Here is a 22,954-nt window from a genome sequence, read left to right on the forward strand (position 1 = left end):
CCGCCGCCCGCATGCGCGGCAAGCGCTTGTCGGTGCTCACTCCCACGCTGCTTCCCGAGGTTGACGCTCCGATGCCCGCCACCGCCCCGCTGGCCACAGCCCCGCTCGCCACGCCCGCCGACGTTCTCGGCTTCTGGTTCGACGAACTCGCCCCCAAACAGTGGTTCAAGAAGGATCCGACGCTCGACCGAACCCTCACCGAGCGCTTCGGCGAGACGCTGATCGCCGCGGCCCGAGGCGAGTGCCAGGCCTGGCGAACCGGTGCCGAAGGCAGGCGGTGCGACGCCGAAGGCAGGCTGGCGGAGATCCTCGTGCTCGATCAGTTTTCGCGCAATATCCATCGCGACACGCCGTCAGCGTTTGCTCAGGACCCGCAGGCACTGACGCTTGCCAAGGCGCTGGTCGAGTGCGACGGGGATAGGCAGCTACCCACGCAGCAGCGCGTGTTCGCCTACATGCCGTTCATGCACAGCGAGAGGCTTGCCGACCATGACCGCGCCGTCGAACTGTTCGACCAGCCGGGCATGGAGGAACAGCTCCGCTACGAGTATCGCCACCGCGAGATTCTCGAGCGCTTCGGCCGCTACCCGCACCGCAACGCGATTCTCGGACGCGAATCGACCCCGGCGGAAGTCGAATTTCTCCGTCAGCCGGGGTCGTCTTTCTAGCGCGCTCCCACCATCTCCGACGTTGGGTCGTGTCAGAGAACGATGAAGCCGACGCAGGCCGCGGTGGCGAGCCCCATCACGCCGTTGAAGATTCGCCACGCTCGCGGCGTGGTCAGTAGCCGGCCGATCGCCATGCCGAAGCCCGCCCAGAATGAGATGCAGAAGAACGCCACCCCTTCCATGACCAGCGCCAGTACCGTGGCGTTGAGCACGAGCGGCCCTTCGTGAGGCAGAAACCCCGCCACCAGCGCGATCCCCATGACCCATACCTTGGGATTGACGAACTGGAAGGCGGCCGCCTGCCAGGCCGTCAGCGGCCGCGCGCCCTCACGGGCGGCAAAATCCGGCGGCGGTGCGCTGGCGATCTTCCACGCCAGATAGAGCAGATAGACCGCGCCCACAACCTTGAGACTCTGTTGGATCAATGGGTAGCGCTCGAACAGCGTGCCGAGCCCCAGCGCCACGCTCAGGAAGAGCACGAAACCGCCGGCCATGATGCCGAAGATGTGCGGCAGGGTACGCCGGTAGCCGTAAAGCGCACCGGACGCCGTGAGCATGACGTTGTTGGGCCCGGGAGAGCCCGTCATCGACGCGGCAAAGAGGGTCAGCGACAGCCACCAGGCGAGCGACGTCATGACTGCCCCTCCGCGTCGTCCCACACCAGGGTGACACGGCGATTGCGGGCGCCGCGGTTCTTGATGCTCGCCACGCGAACCCCACCGATCTCCGCGGTCGCGGCCACATGGGTGCCGCCGCAGGGCTGATAGTCGACATCGCCGATGCGCACCATGCGAATCTCGCCGACGCCGCGGGGCGGTGCCACCGACATCGTCCTCACCAGCGCCGGATTGGCGTCGAGCTCTGCGTCGCTGATCCACTCGGTGGATACCGGATAGTCGGCGGCGATCAACGTGGCCAGCCGCGCGTCGAGTTCCGCCTTGTCGAGCGTCACATCACCCAGGTCGAAATCGAGCCGGCCGCGCTCGGCGCCGATGCTGCCCCCGGTGACCCCGTGGGGTATCGCCACCGCCAGCAGATGCAGCGCGGTGTGCATGCGCATGTGGGCATGGCGGCGCGACCAGTCGAGCCGCTGGATTATACGCTCACCGACGGCGAGGTCGTGATCGGCAGCCAGGTGGTGGTTCACCGCGCCCGCCTCGCCCTTGCGGGTATCGACGACCGCTATCTCGCGCCCGTCGGCGCTGACGAAGACGCCGCTGTCACCGGGCTGGCCGCCGCCATGGGGGTAGAAGATCGTGCTGTCGGTGACCACCACACCGTCGCCGTCCACGGCCACGACGGTGGCGGTCTGCTCGTGGGCGTATGGGCTATCGCGGAACGCCAGCGTGGTGGACATCGGATTTTCTCCTGAACCATCGATCGACAAGGGGAGATGACGACGTCTTATTGTATGCATACAATAAGAGAGATATTGTTGCCATCTGCTGCGAATTTGAGCATAACCGTCACCGTTTTCGGGTCAACAGGATTTTTGTCACCATGACAATTTGGACACCCACGCTGTCGGGCCAGGGCCCGCGCTATCGCCAACTCGCCGATGCCATCATCGACGCCACGACGCGCGGCGAGCTGACGCCGGGAACGAAGCTCCCGCCTCAGCGGCGTCTGGCCGACGCACTCGGCGTCACCGTCGGCACGGTGACCCGCGCCTACGCGCTAGCCGAACAGCAGGGGGCGGTCAGTGCCCGTGTCGGCAGCGGGACTTACGTGCGTGACACGTCGGTCCGATCCAGCACCTTCGACACGATCTTCGAACAGCCGCGCCAGCCCGACCTGATCGACCTCAGCCACGCCACGCCGCCGCCTTCGCCGCGCCGATCACAGAATCTGGCGCGGGCGCTGGAGGCGATCGCCGGCCAACCAGCGGCGCTGCGCGCCGGCGTCGACTACCAACCCGAGACCGGGCAGACGTGGCAGGTGCAGGCGCTGGCCGGCTGGCTCACCCGCCTCGGCCGGCCCGTCGAGGCGGCGAATCTGCTCATGGATCAGGGTGGCATGCACGGTATTCACCTTGCCTTGAGCGCGCTGCTCGCCCCCGGCGAACGGGTGGCGGCAGAGCAGCTCACCTATCCGGGACTGGTGAGTGCGCTGTCGCAGCTCTCGTTGAAAGGGGTGGCGGTGCCGTTCGACGATCATGGCATCGACGTCGAGGCGCTGGCGCGGGCCTTTGAGCAACAGCCGTTCCGGGCGCTCTACGTCATGCCGGACTGCCATAACCCAACCACCAGCCGGCTCAGCGAGGCACGCCGCGAGGCGCTGGTGGCGCTCGCTCGCGAGCGGCAGTTCTGGCTGATCGAGGACGACATCTATCCCGATCTGCCGGGCGAGGCGAACACGCCGCTCTACCGGCTTGCCCCGGAATGCACGATCACGCTGTTCTCGGTATCCAAGCTGCTCGGCGGCGGGCTACGGGTCGGTGCGCTGCATGCGCCCGAAGCGGCGCGCCCGCGCCTGACCGCGGCGCTCAGGGCGCAGTGCTGGATGCCACCGCCGCTGATGCCGATGGTGGTCGCCCACTGGATCGACAGCGGTGACGCCGATGCGCTGATCGCCTGGCAACGCGAGGAGCTGGCGTGGCGCTTCGACCGCGCCATGGAGCGGCTGGCGGCATTTCGTCCTCGCGGCCAGCGCGGTGGTTTCTACCTCTGGCTGCCGCTGCCGGCGGATCTGCGTTCGAGCCACGTGGTGGAGCAGCTTCGCCAGCGCCGAGTCGTCGTCAGCAGCGCCGAGAACTTCTGTCTGGGCAGCGTCAGCGCCCCCCAGGCGATCCGAGTCTGTATCAGCGCCGCCGAGAGCCGCGAGGCGCTGGAGAGCGCGCTGGACACTCTCGTCGACACGCTGGGGGACCCCGATCCCCTGCTGTGGGAAACGCTCTGACCATCGAGACACGAGGCCACGAGGGAAAGCCCTGCCGCGCGTCGGCGACAGTCTGAGGAAAGCGCCGCCAGGGCATTGACCGGGAAAAGCTCTCAAATGATAATGATTCTTTTTAATTAACTAGAAGAATCGACATGCCTGCTTTGCAAGATCGGTATCGCTTTCTGGGTCTTTGCTTGCTGCTGGCCGCGATGGTTTCGGGGTGGGCTGCGCCAGCCGCACACGCCGACGGCTTCCCACTGACCGTGACCGACCTTGCCGGGCGTGAAGTGACGCTCGATGCTCCACCCAGGCGACTCTTTCTCGATGATCCCCGCCATCTCCTCGCCCTGGCGACGCTGCTTCCAAACCCGGTCGCGCGGATGAGCGGGTGGCGGGGGTCGCTTTCACGCTTCGACAGCGAGGCGCAAGCGCGCTTCGCCGACGCTTTCCCCGAACTCGACTCCCTGCCGTCGCTCGGCCACGGCAACGCTCCGCTCAGCGCGGAGTCACTGCTGACGCTATCGCCCGACCTGGTGGTGACCAATCTTGCCCGCTACCCGGATCTGCACAACTCGCCGCTGCTCGACCAACTCGAGGCGCTGGGCATTCCGGTGGTGTTCATCGATTTCCAGCGCCACCCACTCGCCGACACCGTGCCCTCGCTGGCGCTACTCGGCGACGTGCTGGATGCCAAGCCCCGGGCCGCGGCCCTGACACAACGGCTGCAGGCCGCCATCGAGGCCGTCGACGACTGCGTCGATGGCGTCACGGCGAGCCCCAGCGTGCTGATCGATATCGCCCCGGGGCTGAAGACCGACTGCTGTCGCAGCAACTTCGATACCGGACTGGCCGACCTGGTCGAGCGGGCCGGCGGTGACAACATCGCCGCCGGGCTCTCCCCGGGCAGCGAGAACGTGCTCAACCCTGAGGCGATTCTGGCGCGCAATCCCGATGTCATCGTCGCCACGGCCGCCGGGTGGTCACAGGGAGGCTCTATCCGGGCCGGGTTCGGCGTCGAGGTGAACACCACCCACCACGACATGGCCAAAGTCGTCGCCCGCCGACCGGGCTGGCCGACGCTCTCCGCGGTGACCGACGGTCGCTTTCACGCGCTCTGGCACGGTTACCACCAGGGGCCCTTCGCCGCCATTGCGCTTCAGACGATCGCCCGCTGGCTCCATCCGCGGCAGTGTGCGGCCCTGGACCCGCAGGCGACCCAGGACGCGCTGTTCACGAGCGAGCTGCCCATCACGACTGACGGTACGTTCCAGACGACGTACCCCGCAGCATCCGATACCCGCTGACGCGCGTGTGTCGCCGGCCGCCCCACCGATAAAGCGGCTCTAAAGCCGTGACCTCAGCCCGCTGACGCGGCACATTCAAGAGATATGACCCATGCGGCACTTCCGCCTTACCCGCCCCCTCCCGCTCAGCGCGACGCTGTTTCTGCTTCCGCTCGCCGTGCCCGTCTCGGCGAGCGCCGAGACCACCGACACCTCCTCTCTGACGTCGATCACGGTCACTGCCGACCGACTCGGCACGACGGCCGAGGGCTATCGACCCGGGGCCTCCGACACGGTCACAGGCCGGTCCACCGACTTCCTCGACCAGGCGCGCACCGTCGATGCGATCACGCCCCAGCTGCTCTCGGATATCGGCGCCGACTCTCTCACCGATGCCATGGCCTACATTCCCGGCGTGACCCAGGCCAACACCATGGGCGGCACAGAGGCGGGCTTCGTCAAACGGGGGTTCGGCAGCAACAGCGACGGCTCGATTCTGCGTGACGGCATTCGCCAGCCTCGCAACACCTTCCCGCTCTTTACCACCGAGCGTGTCGAAGTACTCAAGGGCCCCGGGTCGTTTCGCTACGGGATCCAGGAGCCCGGCGGAGTGATCAATCTGGTCAGCAAGAAGCCGCAGTACACCTGGCAGCGCCACATCAGCGGCAATACCAGCTCCTTCGGCGGCGGCCGTGCCAGCGTCGATGTCACCGGTCCGCTGGGCGAGACAGGTGCCGCCTTCCGCTTCATCGTCGGCCAGCAGGACGAAACCTACTGGCGCAACTTCGGCAACGATCGCCAGACCGTCATCGCGCCGTCTCTGACCTGGGAACGTGACGACACTCGCCTCTGGTTTGCCTACGAGTACCGCGACTACGACCTGGTGCTCGATCGCGGGACCGCCTTCGTCGACGGCGAGCCGATCGACGTGCCGCGCCACCGCCGGCTGGATGAAGACTGGTCCGGCGTCGAGGGTCACGATCAGTCGTTTACCGCACGCTGGGAACAGGATCTGACACCGGACTGGACCAGCCGACTCACCTACGGCTGGAACCGCCGCCAGTATGATGACGGTCAGCCGCGGGTGCTGAGCGTCGACGAGGATGGCACAGCCACCCGGCGGGCGGACGCCAATCACGGCTTCGATCGTCGCGTGATCTATACCGCCGCCGAGCTGCTCGGCGATGTGACACTGGCCGGCACCCGCCATGAGATGACGCTCGGGATGGATCACGAACGCCGCCGCGACTACCTCGCCGACCGCTATCGCGGCGCCACCGATACGATTTCCGTCGACTCCCCCCGCTATGGCGATCTCGACATCGAAGGCGCCACCTACCAGACCCGCCGCAGTCATCGTCTCGACGAGATCAACAGCACCGCCGCTTACGTCGACGACAACATTCATCTCGGTGAGCGCTGGATCGTAGGGCTCGGCGGTCGCTACCAGGCCACCGAGCAGTATGGCGGTCAGGGCCGGCCTTTCGAGGTGAATAGCGATACCGACGACACGGTCTTTCTGCCCCACGCCAACCTGCTCTATCGACTCGACCCGCAGACCTCGGTCTATGCCAGCTACAGCGAGTCGTTCGTCCCCAACTCACCGGACAGCGACAGCGGCAGGACCTTCGACCCGGAAGAGGGCCGCGGCTGGGAGCTCGGTCTCAAGCGCCGGCTGCTGGACGACCGGCTGGAAGCGTCGCTGGCGTGGTTCGACATCACCAAGGAGAACGTCGTGGTCGCCGACAAAGGCGTCTCGCGGGCGATCGGCAAGAGCGGCTCCCAGGGCGTGGAGCTCGCCCTGCAGGGTCAGCTGACCGAGCGCCTCGCGCTGCTCGCCAATTACGCCTACACCGACGCCGAGATCCTCGACGATGGCGAAGGGAGCGCCGAAGGCAACGCGCTGCCCAACGTGGCGCGGCATACCGCGTCGCTGAGACTGGCGCAGACGCTGCCCGTGGACCCGGACTATGGCCGCTGGCGCATCGGCGGTGGCGTGCGCTACGTCGGCGAGCGCGAGGGCGACGACGCCAACAGTTTCACGCTGGATGACTACACCGTGGCCGACGCCTTCATCGCCTGGGATAACGGCTGGCTGGGGGACAACACTCACCTGCAGCTCGACGTGAAGAATCTGTTCGATACCACCTACTACCCGTCGAGCGGCGGCGATACTCGCGTCGTCGTGGGTGAGCCAATGGAGGTGGCACTTCGCGCCGGCGTGACGTTCTAGGCATGACGCGCAACGCCAGGTGCCCCCGCTTGGCTCAGTAGCCCAGCGCCGGGTCGACGCGGTTCTCCAGTGCCTCGCCGGCCAGGTAGCGCTCGACGTTGGCAAAGAACAGCCGCAGGCAGCGCGGGGCGTAGTCGGCATCAAAGAGCCCGCTATGGGGTGTGACGATCAGGTTGCGTGTCGCCCAGTAGGGCGACGCCGACGGCAGCGGCTCTTCGGGAAAGACGTCGAGCACCGCGCCGCGCAGTCGCCCGGCCTCCAGCCGCTCGGCAAGCGCGGCGACGTCGAGCACCGGGCCGCGGCCGATGTTGATCACGCCGCCCCGCTCGGGCATGGCATCGAGCGCCGAGGCGTCCACCGCGTGATGCGTCTCGGCAGTCAACGGCAGCGTGATCAGCAGGAAATCGGCCTCCGCCAGCGCCTCTTTCAAGCGACGCTGGGGCAGGCTGACGTCGGCGAGTTCGTGCTCGCGCCCGGAACGGCTGACGCCGACCACGCGCAGGCCCAGGTGGCGAGCGGCCCTGGCGGCAGCGCTACCCAGCGCCCCCATGCCGAGAATCACCACCGTCTTGCCGTCGATCGGCGCCAGCGCCGTCTGCGCCCAGTGCCGGTCGCGCTGCTGGGTGGCAAACAGCGGCAGCTGATTGTTGAGCATCAACAGCGCGGTCATCGCGAACTCCCGCGCCCGCGCGTCGTGATTGCCCTTGGCGTTGGTCACCTGCACCGTCGGCGGCAGACGGGACAGCGGAATACGATCGACCCCGGCGCTGGTGATGTGAACCCAGGCGAGCTTCGGCGCTCGCGCCGCCAGTTCGGCCAGGTCCAGCTTGCCCACCACCACCAGCACCTCGATCTCGGCAAGGGCCGCCTCGAGCGTCGCGAGATCACGGCTGACCTCGACCGTCACCTGTGCCCCCAACTCGGTAAAGGTCTCAAGCACCGCCGCGACGTGGGACTCGGTGAATTCGGGGGACTGGCGAAAGTCCGGATCGGTGAAGACGTGGATGCGAAGCGGGGTCGAGCGGTGCGTCATGCGGACTTCTCCGGCAGGGTCGATGGCGAGAGGGAATCGCAGTGTGACGGGGCTTGCCGAAAGCGACAAATCACGCCGCGCCAGCGCACCGGTGAACACCGAGTCGACTCGCTCTCTACCGCCAAGCGATTGCCGACCCCGCGCATCGGCCTTTCGATTTGCGCGTGGATCGTTCACCCTCTCAGCGGCCGACGCGCCGACTCCTACTCAACGCGGTGCTCCTCTCTCTTCATCAGTGACACAGCATGACGACCCCAACCTCTACAGACGCCCCCTCCGACACGCTACTCGACATCGCCAATCGCACGATTCAGCGAGAGGACGCCGATGGCCGCGCCTACGAAGCGTTCTACGAGGCCTTCCAGGCGCGCCGGTTCTACATCGTCGTCAAGCCAATGCCGGATGGGGAGGTGGGTATCGCCTTTCGCGAGAGCCACGGGGTGCAGAGCCTCGTCGCCGGCGAGGACCGTGAACTGCTGCTCGAAAAGCTCGACACCGAAGGCCTGGCGCTCCAGGAGGTGACCGGATTCGCCATTCTGCGCCTGACGGAGCAGGAAGAGTTCGTGCTCGGCATCATGGAAGGCCGCGAAATAGACGACTGGCTGCTACTGACCTACGAACAGCTGGTACTGCTGGCGCGCATCGCCAATATGCAGGCCACACCGAGCGACACCGACCCCACCACAGAGGCCCCGCAACCGCCGCCCTATCCCAAGGCCTTTGTCGACTGGCTTTATCGCTACTGCCGTGACAATCACGACATCGAGCGGTGCTGGTTCGTCATTGCCACGATCGGCTCGCCTCGCAACCTCGACGTCGCCGTCATGCTCGACAGCGGTGGCGATAGCTATCATCTGGAACGCATTCGTCAGCAGGCCCGGTCGGCGTTCGTCGCCAGCGTCCACCTCTACGACGAAGCGGGGCTTTCGCGCATCGCGCGGGAGGACATGTCGGCGAACGTTCGACGCCACCCGCCGCTGTTCGACCGCCGCCACTCGCAGCATTTCCTCGCCCGCGGACTGCGTGCGCTCCGGCGCCATCCGGTCACCCACCTGCGGATCGACGTGGAGCCGGACGTCGAGCCGAAGTAGCTCCGGGCCAACGCGTGGCGCCAGCAGCGCGGGGAATCGTAACGCGCTAGCATGACAAATCCCGTTACCGCTCGGAGCCCCGTCGCATGTCGCTGCCACCCGTCCTCACTCGCCGCCCCTTCGTCTTTCTGCGTCACGGTCAGAGCACGCGCAACCACGAGCGCCGGATCGGCGGGCAGCAGGACGTTGGTCTGACCCAGCGCGGTCGAGAGGAGGCGCGCTACGCGCTTGACCTCCTGGGCGCTATCGACTGGTCGCTGGCGGTCTCGAGCCCGCTTGCGCGCGCGCGGGAGACAGCCGAGCTCGCGCTCGGTCGAGCGCCGGATCGCCTCGACGCTCGGCTGATGGAGCGCCACTGGGGCGAGTTCGAGGGCCAGCCGATTCCCGCGCGACTGCCCTATCTCGATACCCCGGCGGGCGGCGAATCCTGGACGGCGTTCGTCGACCGCATCGTGGCCGGACTGAACGATGCCCTGAACGCCGCCGAGCGGCCACTGATCGTCGGCCACTCCGGCCTCATTCGTGTCATCCGCTGGATCGCCACCGGCACGCCCGAGGGGCCGCGCTCAGGCAATGCCGTGCCACTGCTGATGACACCGGAAGGTGACCGAGGCTGGGAGATCCGTCCCTTCGCATCACAGGACGCAAGCCGCCTGTGAGCGCTCGATACGGGATGCCGGGGCCGAAAAGCGATAGTGCTCCTCGCTGATTTCGCCGCGGATGAAGGCCAGCAGGCGCTCGTCGGCGGCTTCGTCATCGAGGGTCGCGCCAATGCGATGGTGGATCACCAGTCGCGCGCGCTGGTGGTTGAAGAGACCGCCGATCAGAAAGAGCGCGCTGCCGATCAGGAACTGCCAGGCGAGAAAGCCGAGAACCTGGGCGCGGTTGGAGACCTCCTCGAGCGACCAAAGGTAGGGCACGGAGGCGACGAGAAAGAGCACCGAGCCGGTCACGAACATCACAGCCGTGAGATTCATCAGCTGCAGCGTTATCAGCGAGGAGGCACGGATGATCATCAGCACGTTGAGACCCGCGCCAAAGACGAAAAACAGCGAGCCAACGACGAAGCACCAGGCGCCGGCGACAATCCAGTGCCACCAGGAGAGAAAGAACAGGCTGCCCACGGTGAACAGCAGCGTGCCGGCGGTATAGGCGCACAGCGACACGATCTCCAGCAGCCGCGATGGCGAGGTGTGGGATTGAAACCAGAACGCCCGCACCTCGATCATGTCGTGGGCAAGCACCACCAGATAGACCAGCGACCCGACGAAAAAGAGCCAGGCACCGATGTCCTTCCACGGCTCCAGCGAGGGGAAGAACAGCACGCTGCCAATGACGAACAGCACACCGCCGAGTTCGTAGAGTAGCGCGTTGACGCCCTCCCACCACCTCTCCTTGCGGAGATCGGTCTGGCTTCGCTTGAGCCGCGCGGCACGCGGTCGGTTGGTAAAGAGGTGGGGCATGATTCGGTTTCCACGGAGCAACGAAGCTGAAAAGGGTGACGGTTCAGTCGCTTGCACGCCAGGCCCGGGGGAATGCGGCGAATCGCACAACGCCTCAACGCGCCCCTGCCAGCCCGCGTCGCCGCGGCTCGCGATGACGAGACTGTCCGCGCCGTCGGCCGTGACGAGCTCGCCATCCGCGTGCCAGAAACCGCTTCGGCCGATCGCCTCCATACCGCCGGAAGGCGCGTTGTGATTGGCGACGCCGACCAGCCAGTCGTGGCGCGCCGCGGTGCGGGCGAGCTGGGCGGTGTCGGCAGCGTAGCCGCCCTCGGTGATGAGCACGCCGGCCAGATAGACCGTCGCGCCGAGCGCGGCGCAGCGCTCGGCGTGCTCGGGCGCGTTGGTATCGGCGCAGATGGCAATGGCGATGCGCTCGCCGTCGAGCGCGAGCAGACAGTCACCCTCGCCGGGCTCGAAGGCCGTCTCTTCGCCCGGGTGCAGATGGCGCTTGGCATAGGTCGAGACCTCACCGTCGGCGGATACGACCAGCGCACCGACACGGGGACGTTCGCCGCCCACCAGCGGTAGCCCCGCGACAATACCGATACGATGTTCCGCGGCCGCCGCCATGAGCGGCGTCAAACGCGCGTCATCCGGCGTGAACGCCAGTTTCGCCGCCAGCGCCGGTTCATAGCCGGTCAGCGACAGCTCGGGGAAGACGAGCAGCGTGACGCCGGCACGGGCTGCGGCGGCGATGACCGCGAGATGCCGCGCGAGATTGGCCTCGACGTCGCCCGCCACCGCACCGATCTGCGCCAGCCCCAGTACGGGTGCCGTCATGCCCGCGTCTTCGTCACCTGCCACGTCAGCGACTCGCCCGCCTTGTAGGGTACGAAGGTGTTGTCGCCCTCACCGACCGACTCGGCCACCGGCGTCGGCTGACGGGTCAGCGTGACCGTGCCCTCGTTCAGCGCCAGGCCGTAAAAACGCGGTCCGTTCTCCGAGCAGAACGCTTCGAAGTGCGCAAGCGCCCCTTCCTGCTCGAAGACATCGGCGTAGACCGAGAGCGAGGCCTCGGCGTTGAAGACGCCGGCGCAGCCGCAAGCGGTCTCCTTGGCAGCAGTGACATGGGGCGCGGAGTCGGTCCCCAGGAAGAATCGCGGATGCCCGCTGGCGACGGCTTCACGCAGGCCACGCTGGTGCGCCTGACGCTTCAGGATCGGCAGGCAGTAGAGGTGCGGGCGAATGCCACCGACCAGCATGTCGTTGCGGTTCTGCGCCAGGTGCTGCGGGGTGAGCGTGGCGGCGAGAGTCTCGTCACCCTCGAGCACGAACTGAGCCGCGTCTTTCGTGGTGATGTGCTCGAAGACCACCTTGAGCTGAGGGAACTGGCGGCGAATGTCGATCATCACTTCATCGATGAAGACCTTCTCGCGATCGAAGATGTCGACCTCGTCGCGGGTCACCTCACCGTGGATCAGCAGCGGCATGCCGATGCGCTGCATCGTTTCCAGCAGCGGATAGACGTCGCTGATGCGCTTCACGCCGTGCTGGGAGTTGGTAGTGGCATTGGCCGGATAGAGCTTGGCCGCGGTGAACACACCATCGCGATGCCCGCGCTCGAGAGTCTCGGCGCTGACGCTTTCGTTGAGATAGCAGGTCATCAACGGGGTGAAATCGTGCCCGGCGGGCAGCGCGGCGAGGATACGCTCGCGATAGGCGCTCGCGGCCTCGATCGTGGTGACCGGCGGCGCCAGGTTAGGCATCACGATGCCTCGCCGATAGACGGCGCTGGTATGCGGCAGCACGGCGGGGAGAATCTCGCCGTCGCGCAGATGCAGGTGCCAGTCGTCGGGGCGGCGAATAGTGAGCGTGTCGGGCGAGGCGGTCATCAAGGACTCCTGACGGCGGGTGGGGAAGGATCCGCCCGCCATCATACCAGAGCCCCTCATCCAGACGGCCTCCACCGCTTTGGCGAGCACCGGCAACTGCGCCGATAGTCACCGCGTCGGCCGCCCGGCCAGCCCTTCAGTCTCGCTCGGCCAGCTGCTCGCGTCGCGTTTCGCCCTGACGTTCCAGCATCCAGCCGGGGTACTCCGCCGGCAGGGCACTGACGGCGTCGAGGCGCGAAAGCTCCTCGGAGGTCAGCTGTATCTCGATGGCGCCGAGGTTATCGTCGAGCTGCTCGAGGCGTTTGGCCCCCACGATCACACTGGTCACTGCTGGCTGGTGCAGCAGCCAGGCCAGCGCGATACGCGCCACTGATACGCCGCGCGCTTCCGCCATCGGCGCCATCGCCTCGATACAGTCGAAGGCGCGTGAGCGCTCGACCGGTGGAAAGTCAAAGCCGCTGCGTCGCCCTTCATTGCCGGTCGTCTCGTCGCGGCGATACTTGCCACTGAGCAGGCCGCCGGCCAGCGGGCTCCAGACCATCAGGCCGAGCCGTTCGCTATCGAGCATGGGGATCAGCTCGCGCTCCAGGTCGCGACCGGCCAGGGTGTAATAGGCCTGCAGCGACTCGAAGCGATGCCAGCCATTGTGTCGAGCGATGCCCTGAGCCTTCATGATCTGCCAGGCGGCCCAGTTGGAAACGCCGATATAGCGCACGTGGCCGTGTTCCACCAACGTGTGCAGGGCTCGCACTGTCTCCTCGATCGGCGTGGCGGGATCGAATCCGTGAATCTGATAGAGATCGATATGGTCGAGCTGCAGCCGCTTCAGGCTTGCCTTGACCCCCTCCATGATGTGATAGCGCGAGGCGCCGCGATTGTTGACGCCCGCCCCGCCGTGGGGATCGCCATCGCCGGTGGTGCCGAACACTTTCGTGGCCACCACCACATCGTCGCGTTTGACGCCAAGGTTTTTCAGCGCCTGGCCGGTCATCACCTCGGACTGCCCCTGCGAATAGACGTCGGCGGTATCGATGAAGTTGATGCCCGCCTCCAGCGCTCGGCCCATCAGCCGGTCGGCGTCCGCCTGCTGCAGATCGCCAATGCGCTGCCAGAAATCGCCCTGACCGCCGAAGGTCATGGTCCCCAGGCAGAGCTGTGACACAAAAAGACCGGTATCGCCCAGTTTGCGGTAACGCATTCCGTCCTCTCCCGTGAAAACCTGTCGTTGAATGACCGCCACAGTTTGCGCGTTGCACTGTCACGGGGCTGGCGCGATAGACCGGAATACTTGCCTAATGCTGTCAGCGGCTCGTTCGATGACAGGAGGGCCGTTAAGCTGGCGGTACGCCCCGCCAACTTGTGAGACCCACCATGACGGCCCTGACAGGCGCAGAAGCGCCGGCACTTCCCTCCTTTGACCCGTCAGAGGCTGGGCATATCGAGCTCATCGATCTGCTCGATCGGCTGACAGACGGGCGGGACGGCAAGCACGCCACGGCCATCGCCGGCCTGACCGTGAACCGCCTGAGCGCACCGCAGCCCCCGCGCCACGTGATTCAGGCGCCGGCCTTCAGCGTCATCGCCCAGGGCCACAAACAGCTGTCGCTGGGCGAGACCCGACACACCTACGATCCGATGCACTACATGGTCTCGGCGGTCAATCTGCCGGTGATGGCGCGCGTCGATGACGCCACCGGTGATCATCCCTATCTTGGGCTGCGGCTCGATCTGGACATCGCGATGCTCGAAAAACTGGTGTGCGACATGCCCGCACCCCCCATGAGAGCGGAAGACACCCGGCGCGGCCTGCACGTCGAACGGCTGACCGCGCCGCTGCTGGAAGCCGTGCTTCGGCTGCTGCGACTGCTGGAAACTCCTGAGGACATCCCGGTGCTGGCTCCCATGGTGCAGCGCGAGATTCTCTATCGTCTGATGAGCGGTGAGCGGGGCGCCGCACTGAGCCGCATTGCCCTGCGCGACAGTCACGCCGGCCGCGTGCGCGCCGCGGCGGCGCTGCTGCGCGCACGCTTCGACCAGCCAGTGAGCATGGCGACGCTGGCCGACGAGGTGCACATGAGCGTCTCTACCCTGCATCACCATTTCCGGGCGGTGACCTCGATGAGCCCGCTGCAGTTTCAAAAGCGTGTGCGGCTGGAGGAGGCGCGCCGACTGCTGCTGGGCGGTGAGCTGGACATTACTGCCATCGCCGGGCAGGTGGGCTATGAAAGCCCATCCCAGTTCAGTCGCGAGTACCGGCGCCTGTTCGGCGATTCACCTCGTGGGGATCGTCAGCGCTGGCAGGCACCGGCATCGGCAGGGACGACGACCGGCGCGACGCCTTCATAGCGCGCGAGTCGAGCGCCGACCTTGGCGCTTCCCGTTTCAGCGTGACGGGCGCTTGAGCAGCAGCACCAGCGCAACCACGCAGAGCAGGGCGACCAGCGCATCGAAGATCAGCCCGGTCGTCGTGAGATCGATCACGCTGGCCAGCAGCCCGATCCCCACGACCGGCAGGGAGATGGCGACGTAGGCGACCACGAAGAAGGTCGAGACCACCGCCGCCTTGTGCTCGGCGGGGCTGGCCGCGGCGACCGCGCCGAGCCCGGCCCGAAACGAGATGCCCTGGCCAATGCCGGCGATCACCGGCCCGAGGAAGAAGCCCGCGAGCGTTTCGGCCGCAATGCCCCAGGCCAGAAAGCCGACGCCGAGGAGCAGTACGCCGCAGCCGATCGGCAGGCGCCGCGATTCCGGCAGGCGCCCCTGCACCAGCTGCCCGAGGGTGGAGGCGATGAACAGCAGGCCGGCGACGACGCCGATCAGTGCCGGATTGTGGTAACCGAGCTCGCCGCCGACGAAGGCCGGGGTCACCGAGGTAGCAAAGCCGCACACCATGAAGCCGGCAAAGGCTGCGATCGCCGCGGGCGCGAAGACGCCGCGCACCTCGGGCGGCACGCTGAGCCGCTGTACCCGCAGGCGAACCCGCTCGGGGCGCGAAACGGTCTCAGGGGCGCGCCAGATGCAGAGCACGGCCAGCACCGCCAGTACCAGATGCACAATATAGGTCGTCTGCAGCGGTAGCGGGGCGAGCCAGGCAAGCCCGCCGGCCAGCATCGGTCCGAGGCCGAGCCCGCCCATGTTGGCGGCAGTCGCGACAAGGGTGCCGACCCGCGTCCAGCGCTCGGGGACGAGCTCCATCACGGCGACGGTGGCGGTCCCGGTGAAGATGCCAGCGGACATGCCGGAGAGCACGCGGGCGACGAGAACCGGGGTGAGGCCATCGGCCTGCCAGAACACCAGATCGCTCGCCGCCGACAGCAGCAGCCCGGCGAAGAGCAGCGGACGGCGACCGAGCTGATCCGACCAGCGGCCGGTGAGCAGCAACGCACCGATGACGCCGATGGCGTAGACCGCGAAGATGACCGTGATCATCAGCTGGGAGAAACCGAAAGTGTCGCGGTAGAGCGGATAGAGCGGCGTCGGCAGCGTCGCGCCGAGCATGGTGATCATGAAAGCGAAAGCGGCACCGAGAAAGACGGCGCGGCTCTGCGCGGGGGAAGCGGTAGCGGCCATGACGATCCTTGAGTCACTAGCGAAGAGGGCAAACGAAGGCAGCGTAGCATCGTGAAGGAAGGCGAAAGTCGCAAACCGACCGGCCCGCGGAAGGCGACCGCATTGCGGTCATCGCGAAGACATGACTCGGAACCCGGACAGCGACGATGCGGGACTCCTGAGAGGTGCGCCATCTGTGACATACTGAGCGGTCTCATCCATCGCTCGACGACTTTCTCATGCCACAGACGCCAACGCCGGCCACGCCGAACTCGACATCGCCCGCGCCTACTGCACAGGGCACGCTCTACATCGTTTCCGCCCCCTCCGGCGCCGGCAAGACCAGCCTGGTGCGCGCCCTGCTGGAGCGCAATGACGCCATTGGGGTCTCGGTGTCGCACACCACGCGTGCCATGCGCGACGGCGAGCGGGACGGCGTCAACTATCACTTCGTGACCCCGGAAACCTTCGAGGCGATGGTCGCTCGGGGCGAGTTCTTCGAGCACGCCTGGGTCTTCGATCGCCACTACGGGACCTCCCGCCTCGAAGTCGAGAAGCGCCTGGCGCTGGGCGAGGACGTGATTCTCGAGATCGACTGGCAGGGGGCGCGGCAGGTGCGCGCACAGTCACCGGAAGCGGAGTCGATCTTCATACTGCCGCCCTCGCTCGCCGCCCTGCGCGAGCGGCTCTCCGGTCGCGGCACTGACGACGACAGCGTCATCGAGCGACGCATGCGCGATGCGGTCAGCGAAATGTCACACTACGACGAGTACGAGCACGTCATCGTCAACGACACCTTCGAGCACGCGCTCCACGAATTCGAGTGCATCGTCCATGCCCGTCGCTCGCGGCTCGACAAGATGCGCCACCGTCACGCTGCCCTGCTCGACGAGCTGCTCGACGCCGGCGAATAAGACCGAGACGCTCCCCACTCGACCGCCGCCGGCCAGCCGGAATCCGCGCGACGCGGGGCCGAGTGGGCGATGGCAGAATTCCTACACTTGTCAGACAACATGGGCGTTGCGTAGACTGCACGGTCCCCAGGACCGCTCATGCAGCGGCCTCCTCCATTTTCCGGCTGCAGGGTTATCCTCATGGCACGAGTGACCGTCGAAGATTGTCTGGACCACATCGAGAACCGTTTCAAGCTGGTGATGATCTCCTCCCGGCGCGCCCGTCAGCTCGCTCGCGGCTCCCGCGATGCGCTGCTGCCGTGGGAAAACGACAAGCCGACCGTGATGGCGCTGCGTGAGATCGCGACCGGCCAGATCGGCGACAGCATTCTCGACGAACCGGTCGAAGCCGCGCCGCCGCGTCCGCGCCCCGAGCCGCAGCCGAACCAGGACTACGACATCTGAGTCAGCCCCGTCCGGCGGGGTCGCGAGTGCGTGCTCAGGTGCGCCCCGCTGCTCCGTCGGGGACTGACTCGAGCTGGCCTGCGATGATCCGACCTGGCCGATAGCGAGCGCGCGTGGACTCCATGAGCGCCCGTCAGGGTCAGCGACACGATTCCCAGTGATACGGTTTCCAGTGATATAGGCGCACTGCATGTTCACCATCGATGACCTGGCCGATCGCCTCGGCGGCTATCTACCCTCGGAGGAGATCCAGCAGGTCAGGCGCGCCTTCTACTACGCCGAACAGGCCCACGACGGCCAGACCCGCCGCTCCGGCGAGCCCTACGTCACCCATCCGCTGGCCGTCGCCAATATTCTCGCCAACATGCACATGGACCATCAAAGCCTGATGGCCGCGATGCTGCATGACGTAATCGAGGACACCGGTGTAACACGTGATGCCGTCGCCACCCAGTTCGGCGAAGCGGTGGCAGGGTTGGTCGATGGCGTGTCGAAGCTGACCCAGATCACCTTCGAAGACAAAGCCGTCGCTCAGGCGGAGAACTTCCAGAAGATGGTGATGGCGATGTCCCAGGACATCCGCGTGATCATCGTCAAGCTCGCCGATCGGCTGCACAACATGCGCACTCTCGGCGCGCTGCGACCGGACAAGAAGCGGCGCATCGCGCGCGAGACGCTGGAGATCTACGCCCGTATCGCCGGGCGGCTGGGCATCAACACCATCCGCGTCGAGCTCGAGGATCTCTCCTTCCAGGCGATCCACCCGATGCGCGCCGAGCGGATCAAGCGCGCGGTGGCCCGAGCCCGCGGCAATCGCCGCTCGACCATGCGCCAGATCCAGGACAGCCTGCAGCGCCGGCTCGACGAGGACGATCTCATCGGCAGCGTGGTCGGCCGGCAGAAGCACCTGCTGTCGATCTATCGCAAGATGCGCGATCAGCGAAAGCCCTTCGCCGAGATCATGGACGTATTCGGCTTTCGCATCATTACCGACAGCGTCGACAACAGCTATCGCATCCTCGGCGCGGTTCACAATCTCTACAAGCCGGTGCCCGGGCGCTTCAAGGACTATATCGCCATCCCCAAGGCGAACGGCTACCAGAGCCTGCACACCACGCTCTTCGGCCCTAGCGGCATGCCCGTCGAGGTGCAGATACGCACTCGCGAAATGGAAGCGATGGCCAACAACGGCATCGCCGCGCACTGGCTCTACAAGGCCGGCCAGACCGAGCGGCCCATTGCCGTCGGCAGCCACGCCCGCGCTCGTGAATGGGTCCGCGGGCTGCTCGAGATGCAGCGCCACGCCGGGGATTCGCTCGAGTTCATCGAACACGTCAAGAACGACCTTTTCCCCGACGATGTCTACATCTTCACCCCGAAGGGTGACATCATGGAGCTGCCGCAGGGGGCGACCGCGGTCGACTTCGCCTACAGCGTGCATACCGACATCGGCAACAGCTGCATCGCCTGTCGTATCGACCGCCACCTGGCGCCGCTGTCGACACCGCTGGAGAGCGGCCAGACCCTCGAGATCATTACCGCGCCTGGCGCGCGTCCCAATCTCGCCTGGCTCAATTTCGTGATTACCGCGAAGGCGCGGTCGGCGATTCGCCATGCGCTCAAGAACCAGCAGCGCAGCGAGGCGGTCCAGCTCGGCCGACGCCTGCTCAACCGGGCGCTGGCGGGATTCGATACGAGCCTGGAGACCCTGCCGGAAGGACGGCTGACCATGCTGCTGGCCGAGATCGACCTCAACAGCGAGGACGATCTGTTGGCAGGTATCGGGCTCGGCACGCGGCTGGCGCACGCCACCGCCCGCCGACTGGTGGATACCGAGCCTCGAGAAGAGGAAAACGAGCGGGCGGAGTTCCGCCGTCTGGCGGAGTCGAACGGGCCGATCGTGATCAACGGCTCGGAGAGCATGGCGATCAGTTTCGCCCGCTGCTGCTACCCGCTACCGGGCGACCCGGTGATCGGCCACCTCTCGATTGGCAAGGGAATCGTCGTCCATCGCCACGACTGCGGTAACCTCGAGGAGCTGCGCGACGATCCCGACAAGCTCGTCTCCTTGACGTGGTCCAATCAGATCGAGCAGGATTTTCCGGTGCCGTTGCGCATCGAGATCGAAACGCGACGCGGATTGATCGCCGAACTCGCAAGCCTGGTGACCGACGCCGACGCCAATATCGAGCGCATCGGCATCGAGGAGCGCGACGTTCGATTGTCGATCGTCAATTTGACCATTCTGGTCAAAGGTCGCATTCATCTGGCGCGGATCATCAAGCGCCTGCGCAACCTGAATCACATCGGGCGTATCGTTCGCGCTCGACACTGAACAAGCACTCGATGCTGCCCCGCCGTGGTCTACCGCGGCGGGGCGTCGTTTTTTTCGTCCGGGCGCTAGACCCAACGCAAGGTTCATCAAAAAGACTGTCGCCTCTCAAACAACTGAAGCTGGAGGGTACGCCATGAGCAACAAAGCCGTTATCAATACCGACAACGCCCCGGCCGCCATCGGTCCCTACTCGCAGGCCATCAAGTCGGGTAACACCGTCTACATTTCGGGCCAGATTCCGCTCGACCCCGAGACCATGGAGATGGTCTCCGACGCATTCGAAGCCCAGGCACGCCAGGTCTTCACCAATCTGTCTGCGGTGTGTCACGAAGCGGCGGGGTCACTGCAGGACATCGTCAAGCTCAACCTCTACCTCACCGATCTCGACAACTTCGGCGTGGTCAACCAGGTGATGGAAACGTTCTTCTCGGCGCCCTACCCCGCCCGCGCGGCCGTCGGCGTCAAGCAGCTGCCTAAGGGGAGTCTGCTCGAGGCAGAAGCCGTGATGGTGATCGGCGACTGAGACACCCACCGCCGCTGCGCCCGTCACTCATCCGGGCGCACGGTGCGGGGCGGCATGCTGTAGCTCGCCTCTCAGCTGGCTGACATCCGTACGCGGTGGCACGCCGAACATCCGACTGTAATCGCGACTGAAGTGCGACGGGCTCCCGTAGCCCACCCGGAAACCGGCCGTCGACGCTTCCGCCCCCTCGGCCAGCATCAGTCGCCTCGCCTCATGCAGTCGCAGCCGCTTCTGAAACTGAACCGGAGACATCCGCGTCACCTGCTTGAAGCTGTGAAACAGCGCCGATTCGCTCATGTTGACCATGTCAGCGAGCTCGCGGACACGCAGCGGTTCCGTGAAGCGCGCCTTGAGCACCTCGATCGCACGCGACACGCGATGCGTCTGGCTATCGGACGTCACGAACTTGCGCATGTAGGGCGCCAGCTCCCCGATCAGGGCACGATAGAGGATCTCGCGCCTGATCAGCGGTCCCAGAATAGCGATGTCCCGGGGGGTATCGAGAAGGCTCACCAGCCGGGACATCGCCTCGACCATCCCCCGATCCGCCAGCACACGACTCATTCCGCACGCCCCATCCGGACAGGCGTCCTCCCGCTGCGGCACCCCCGGCGCCCCCATTGCCAGCACCAGATCCGTCACCTCCTGCGGGTCGACCGTGAACTTGACGCCGAGAAAGGGCTTTTGCGGTGAGGCTTCGACCACCTTGCCGAGAACCGGTAGCGGAACCGCCGACACCATGCAGCTGAGCGGCCCGTAATCGATACGCCGGTCGCCAAGCCAGAGGGTCTTGGCGCCCTGGGCGACCAGGCACAGTGCGGGATCGTAGACTCGCGACCCCATGCAGTCGGTGGTGGAATCGGCGCGAGCGAGCTCCAGACCCGGAATCTCGGTCGTGATGAATCCCTCACCAGTGGCATGTCGCCGAATTCGCCTCGCTAGCGTATTCGCCAACACGTCGAGCGAAGCTTCGGCTTCCCATGGCACAGACGGTGTCGCTATCACGAACTCACTCCCCGAAAAATGGATGACGGCGTCGTCAACGAGAAATCGCGAGTGTAAGCCCGATTGTCGTCTACCTGATGACGCTCCCCTCAACTCGGCAGGATTAGGCAAGCCGCTTGAAGAATCCGGCAATGATTGGCGCGCCGCACGCCGCCGGGCCCGCTCGTCGCCGTTGCCGAATTGGAAGCCGCTCGATCTCTCTGGAGAATTGGGCAATCAATCGGCAGTAAACTGATAACGACCCCGACGCGCCGCCTCTTACAGTGACGCTCCTGTCCCGCCGCATTTCTCGATGACCGCGCCTCGCCGGCTGCGATCCACAGCCCCTATCGACGAAGGGCGCGGACATCACGCCACTGCGGAGCCAAGCATGAATAGCCGAATCATCCAGGGAACCCATCGCGTCGCTCCCCCTCCCCGAAAGTCACATCGGCTGGCCCGGCGACTGCCCGGCTCGCTGTCGGTCACGCCATGGCTACTGGCCACGCTGCTGCTCGGGGGATGCCATGCGCAGAGCGAGCCTGCGGAGGCTGCCGCGCCTTTACCGCCGGAAGTCGACGTGGTCACGCTGCAGGCCGAGCCGGTCACGCTGCACGAAACGTTCACCGGGCGCGTCGTCGCCCCCGAAACCGTCGAGCTCCGTCCTCGCGTGAGTGGCTACGTCGACGAGATCGCCTTTGAGGAGGGTCAGCGGGTCGAGGCCGGCGACCTGCTCTTTCGCATCGATCCGCGTCCTTACGACGCCCGCGTGGCGGCGTCCCGTGCCGCGCTCGATCAGGCGCGCAGCCAGCGTGATCTCGCCAACGCCGAAGCCGAGCGTTCGCGCCAACTGGTGGGCAAGCAGATGATCTCCCGGGAACAGCACGACCAACGCCAGGCGGCGGCACTCGACGCCCGGGCGCGCGTGGCAGAAGCCGAGGCCACGCTGAGCAGCGCCCGGCTGGATCTCGAATACACCCGTGTCACCGCCCCGGTCACTGCCCGAACCGGGCGAGCCATGGTCACGCGCGGCAATCTGGCGAGTGCCGACCAGACGGTGCTCACGATGCTGGTGTCGGTCGACCCGCTGTACGTCTACTTCGACAGCAACGAAACACTCGCCAACGGTAGCGGACCGCGCGCGAGCCAGAATGCACCGATCCCGGTTCAGATCGGGCTGGCCGGCGAGACCGGCTTTCCCCACCGGGGGGAGCTCGACTTCATCGACAATCGCATCAATCCGAATACGGGGTCTCTGCAGTATCGCGCCGTGCTGGACAACCCCGAGGGGCGCATCCGGCCGGGCCAGTTCGCCCGGGTCGATATGCCGACGGCTTCGCTCGACAGCGCGCTGCTGATCGATCGCAAGGCGATCCTGGCCAATCAGGATCGGCGTTTCGTCTACGTCGTGGCCGACGACAACACCGTGATGCCGCGCCAGATCGTAACCGGTCGCACGGTCGACAAGCGGGTGGTCATCCGCGAGGGCCTCGCGCCCGGTGACCGCATTGTCGTCAACGGCACCCAGAAGATCTTCGCCGCGGGCATGCCAATTACCCCGCACTCGGTCGAGAGACACCCCGAGGCCTCCGGCAGCGAGCTGGCCACGCACTGAGCCGCAGCGTCCTGGCGCTCACCGCTCAGCCCTCAGTGAGATCACGACGCGCGTTACGCCGCATA

General features: G+C 66.2%; 20 protein-coding genes. 12 read left to right on the plus strand and 8 right to left on the minus strand.

Annotated features, from left to right (window positions below; translation table 11 throughout):
* Window positions 1–71: 71 nt before the first annotated feature.
* Window positions 72–668 (plus strand): DUF924 family protein, encoded by a 597-nt coding sequence (locus DOM41_RS02025; RefSeq protein WP_110685220.1) that lies wholly within the window; start codon window positions 72–74, stop codon window positions 666–668.
* A gap of 32 nt (window positions 669–700) precedes the next feature.
* Here DOM41_RS02025 and DOM41_RS02030 read toward each other — a convergent pair whose 3' ends face one another.
* Window positions 701–1,303, minus strand: a complete 603-nt coding sequence (locus tag DOM41_RS02030) for a LysE family translocator (RefSeq protein WP_110685165.1) — start codon at window positions 1,301–1,303, stop codon at window positions 701–703.
* Window positions 1,300–2,025, minus strand: a complete 726-nt coding sequence (locus DOM41_RS02035) for an alanyl-tRNA editing protein (RefSeq protein ID WP_110685166.1) — start codon at window positions 2,023–2,025, stop codon at window positions 1,300–1,302. Before DOM41_RS02035 ends, DOM41_RS02030 begins: the two co-directional genes overlap by 4 nt.
* A 143-nt stretch (window positions 2,026–2,168) precedes the next feature.
* On the opposite strand from DOM41_RS02035, the gene DOM41_RS02040 reads away from it, so the two are divergent.
* From DOM41_RS02040 to DOM41_RS02050, 3 genes are all read left to right on the plus strand, one after another.
* Window positions 2,169–3,566, plus strand: a complete 1,398-nt coding sequence (locus tag DOM41_RS02040; protein ID WP_110685167.1) for an aminotransferase-like domain-containing protein — start codon at window positions 2,169–2,171, stop codon at window positions 3,564–3,566.
* A 134-nt stretch (window positions 3,567–3,700) separates the two neighbouring features.
* A complete protein-coding gene (locus tag DOM41_RS02045; protein WP_110685168.1) occupies window positions 3,701–4,852 on the plus strand; it encodes an ABC transporter substrate-binding protein in 1,152 nt (383 codons plus the stop codon).
* Window positions 4,853–4,943: 91 nt separating this feature from the next.
* On the plus strand, window positions 4,944–7,064 hold the full coding sequence (locus DOM41_RS02050; protein WP_110685169.1) for a TonB-dependent siderophore receptor: 2,121 nt from the start codon (window positions 4,944–4,946) through the stop codon (window positions 7,062–7,064).
* 34 nt (window positions 7,065–7,098) lie between these two features.
* Here DOM41_RS02050 and DOM41_RS02055 read toward each other — a convergent pair whose 3' ends face one another.
* Window positions 7,099–8,097: a D-2-hydroxyacid dehydrogenase gene (locus DOM41_RS02055; RefSeq protein WP_110685170.1), complete on the minus strand. Its 999-nt coding sequence runs from the start codon at window positions 8,095–8,097 to the stop codon at window positions 7,099–7,101.
* 245 nt (window positions 8,098–8,342) lie between these two features.
* On the opposite strand from DOM41_RS02055, the gene DOM41_RS02060 reads away from it, so the two are divergent.
* Both DOM41_RS02060 and DOM41_RS02065 read left to right on the plus strand, forming a co-directional pair.
* Window positions 8,343–9,188 (plus strand): hypothetical protein, encoded by an 846-nt coding sequence (locus DOM41_RS02060; RefSeq protein ID WP_110685171.1) that lies wholly within the window; start codon window positions 8,343–8,345, stop codon window positions 9,186–9,188.
* Window positions 9,189–9,274: 86 nt separating this feature from the next.
* Complete coding sequence (locus DOM41_RS02065) at window positions 9,275–9,847, plus strand: histidine phosphatase family protein (protein WP_110685172.1); 573 nt, start codon at window positions 9,275–9,277, stop codon at window positions 9,845–9,847.
* Here DOM41_RS02065 and DOM41_RS17670 read toward each other — a convergent pair.
* The 3 genes from DOM41_RS17670 to DOM41_RS02085 form a co-directional block, all read right to left on the minus strand.
* Window positions 9,824–11,473, minus strand: a complete 1,650-nt coding sequence (locus DOM41_RS17670) for a YrhK family protein (RefSeq protein WP_223160909.1) — start codon at window positions 11,471–11,473, stop codon at window positions 9,824–9,826. The genes DOM41_RS02065 and DOM41_RS17670 overlap by 24 nt on opposite strands.
* Window positions 11,470–12,525, minus strand: a complete 1,056-nt coding sequence (pyrC, locus tag DOM41_RS02080) for a dihydroorotase (protein ID WP_110685173.1) — start codon at window positions 12,523–12,525, stop codon at window positions 11,470–11,472. The genes DOM41_RS17670 and pyrC overlap by 4 nt, the downstream gene beginning before the upstream one ends.
* Window positions 12,526–12,661: 136 nt before the next feature.
* Entirely contained in the window at window positions 12,662–13,723 is a 1,062-nt protein-coding gene (locus DOM41_RS02085) for an aldo/keto reductase (protein WP_110685174.1), read from the minus strand.
* Between the two features lie 173 nt (window positions 13,724–13,896).
* On the opposite strand from DOM41_RS02085, the gene DOM41_RS02090 reads away from it, so the two are divergent.
* On the plus strand, window positions 13,897–14,871 hold the full coding sequence (locus DOM41_RS02090; protein ID WP_110685175.1) for an AraC family transcriptional regulator: 975 nt from the start codon (window positions 13,897–13,899) through the stop codon (window positions 14,869–14,871).
* A 36-nt stretch (window positions 14,872–14,907) separates the two neighbouring features.
* Here DOM41_RS02090 and DOM41_RS02095 read toward each other — a convergent pair whose 3' ends face one another.
* Window positions 14,908–16,095 carry an MFS transporter gene (locus tag DOM41_RS02095; RefSeq protein WP_110685176.1) on the minus strand — a complete coding sequence of 396 codons (1,188 nt, stop codon included), beginning with the start codon at window positions 16,093–16,095 and terminating at the stop codon, window positions 14,908–14,910.
* Window positions 16,096–16,313: 218 nt separating this feature from the next.
* Here DOM41_RS02095 and gmk point away from each other — a divergent pair, with 218 nt between their 5' ends.
* The 4 genes from gmk to DOM41_RS02115 all read left to right on the plus strand — a co-directional run bounded on the left by gmk (window position 16,314) and on the right by DOM41_RS02115 (window position 20,290).
* Window positions 16,314–16,988, plus strand: a complete 675-nt coding sequence (gene gmk / locus DOM41_RS02100) for a guanylate kinase (protein ID WP_110685177.1) — start codon at window positions 16,314–16,316, stop codon at window positions 16,986–16,988.
* A gap of 180 nt (window positions 16,989–17,168) precedes the next feature.
* Window positions 17,169–17,432, plus strand: coding sequence for a DNA-directed RNA polymerase subunit omega (gene rpoZ / locus DOM41_RS02105; RefSeq protein WP_110685178.1), 264 nt, complete (start codon window positions 17,169–17,171; stop codon window positions 17,430–17,432).
* A gap of 190 nt (window positions 17,433–17,622) precedes the next feature.
* Window positions 17,623–19,767, plus strand: coding sequence for a RelA/SpoT family protein (locus tag DOM41_RS02110; RefSeq protein ID WP_110685179.1), 2,145 nt, complete (start codon window positions 17,623–17,625; stop codon window positions 19,765–19,767).
* A gap of 133 nt (window positions 19,768–19,900) precedes the next feature.
* A complete protein-coding gene (locus DOM41_RS02115; RefSeq protein ID WP_110685180.1) occupies window positions 19,901–20,290 on the plus strand; it encodes a RidA family protein in 390 nt (129 codons plus the stop codon).
* Between the two features lie 27 nt (window positions 20,291–20,317).
* Here the strand turns inward: DOM41_RS02115 and DOM41_RS02120 are convergent, their stop codons facing one another.
* On the minus strand, window positions 20,318–21,277 hold the full coding sequence (locus DOM41_RS02120; protein WP_188112346.1) for an AraC family transcriptional regulator: 960 nt from the start codon (window positions 21,275–21,277) through the stop codon (window positions 20,318–20,320).
* A 388-nt stretch (window positions 21,278–21,665) separates the two neighbouring features.
* On the opposite strand from DOM41_RS02120, the gene DOM41_RS02125 reads away from it, so the two are divergent.
* Window positions 21,666–22,889 (plus strand): efflux RND transporter periplasmic adaptor subunit, encoded by a 1,224-nt coding sequence (locus tag DOM41_RS02125; RefSeq protein WP_110685182.1) that lies wholly within the window; start codon window positions 21,666–21,668, stop codon window positions 22,887–22,889.
* Window positions 22,890–22,954 lie beyond the last annotated feature (65 nt).

The organism is Salinicola aestuarinus (genome assembly GCF_003206645.1).
Classification (GTDB): domain Bacteria; phylum Pseudomonadota; class Gammaproteobacteria; order Pseudomonadales; family Halomonadaceae; genus Salinicola; species Salinicola aestuarinus.